2 protein-coding genes are annotated in these 1,503 nt (G+C 37.8%); both read left to right on the plus strand.

The genetic code is table 11. The annotated features are described in order from the left end of the window. Positions 1–765, plus strand: a 765-nt coding sequence (locus ACFIKE_RS10455) for an AMP-binding enzyme (RefSeq protein ID WP_375649813.1), incomplete at its 5' end; no start/stop codon positions are given. Positions 766–1,321: 556 nt separating this feature from the next. Continuing rightward, the coding region (locus ACFIKE_RS10460; protein WP_375649815.1) for an ATP-binding cassette domain-containing protein at positions 1,322–1,503 on the plus strand (182 nt) is incomplete at its 3' end.

The following is a 1,503-nucleotide window of genomic DNA, read 5'->3' on the forward strand; positions in this document are numbered from 1 at the left end:
GCATGGGAATGGTTTTATCATACAGTTGGAAATGACCGTTGTCCGATTCTCGATACATGGTGGCAAACGGAAACAGGAGGGCATATGATCACGCCCTTGCCTGGTGCAACCCCCCTCAAAGCAGGATCAGCCACACGTCCTTTTTTTGGTGTTCAACCCCAAATTGTTGATGCCCAAGGCAATATTTTAGAAGGTGAAGCAGAAGGCAATCTTTGTATCAGTGATTCATGGCCAGGACAAATGCGCACGCTTTATAAAGATCATGAGCGCTTTATTCAAACTTATTTTTCCTCCTATAAAGGAAGATATTTTACAGGCGATGGTTGTAGGCGCGATAGTGACGGCTATTACTGGATTACAGGGCGGGTTGATGACATACTCAATGTCTCGGGGCACAGGTTAGGAACTGCTGAAATTGAATCAGCCCTTGTTTCTCATCCCGCTGTATCAGAAGCAGCCATTGTGGGTTACCCGCATCCCATTAAAGGACAAGGAATTTATAGTTTTATCACCTTAATGGAAGGGACAGCTCCAAGTGAAGAGTTACAAAAAGAGCTTATTAAACATGTGAGAAAGGAAATAGGCTCCATTGCCATATTGGATAAAATTCAATTTTCCCCACAGCTTCCCAAAACGCGATCAGGAAAAATTATGAGACGTATTTTACGAAAAATTGCCGAAAACAATTTTGATACTCTCGGAGATATCTCAACTCTTGCCGAACCACAAGTTGTTGAAGATCTGATTGCTAACCGACAAAATTAAAGAACCCACGAAGAAATATAACATACGGTGGTTTTTGTTTTTTGCTAAAATTATCTCAGCATTGTTACGAAAACCACCGATGAGAATAAAAAACAAAACAATTCATGGGAAGCTCAACAACTCTAACAACAAACGCCTTTCTTCATAACAAATCAGAAACAATTGAAGAAAAAACTTCAAGATTGGAAGATACCAAGATTGGAATATGAATACAGATAAGAATAAGAAAGTAAGATAAAAAGAGCAACATAGCTTTTTAAAATCGCCCAGTACCCACTCAATGCAAAAAAGCCTCTGAGAAAGAAGAAAAAATAGTTCTGATGTTTATGCTAGAATCCCTTTGAAATTCCTGCTAAAATCATAAATAAAGCTAAAAAGAGAAAGTATACGTGATAATATTCTTGAGCAAAAATATTTATCTATAACGAGGGTGTATAAAAAATATTGAAAACCATGAAATCTAAAATAAACAAGCTTAAAACAAAAATCTAAAGTAATGAAAGTAAGAGTTCTTAGAATAAATGATGCAATATAAAATCAGGAGTAATAATAAAAAGTGATTCATTTTGAAAATGTCGGTCTACGCTATGGAATGGGACCTGAGGTCCTTCGTGATATTAGCTTTCATATTCCTCCTGGATCATTTCAATTTCTCACTGGCGCCTCTGGAGCAGGGAAAACGTCGTTGATGCGTCTTATGTTTTTGGCACTCAAACCCACCCGCGGTCATATTGATCT

The organism is Bartonella sp. MU70NMGDW, from assembly GCF_042194085.1.
Lineage (GTDB): Bacteria > Pseudomonadota > Alphaproteobacteria > Rhizobiales > Rhizobiaceae > Bartonella > Bartonella grahamii.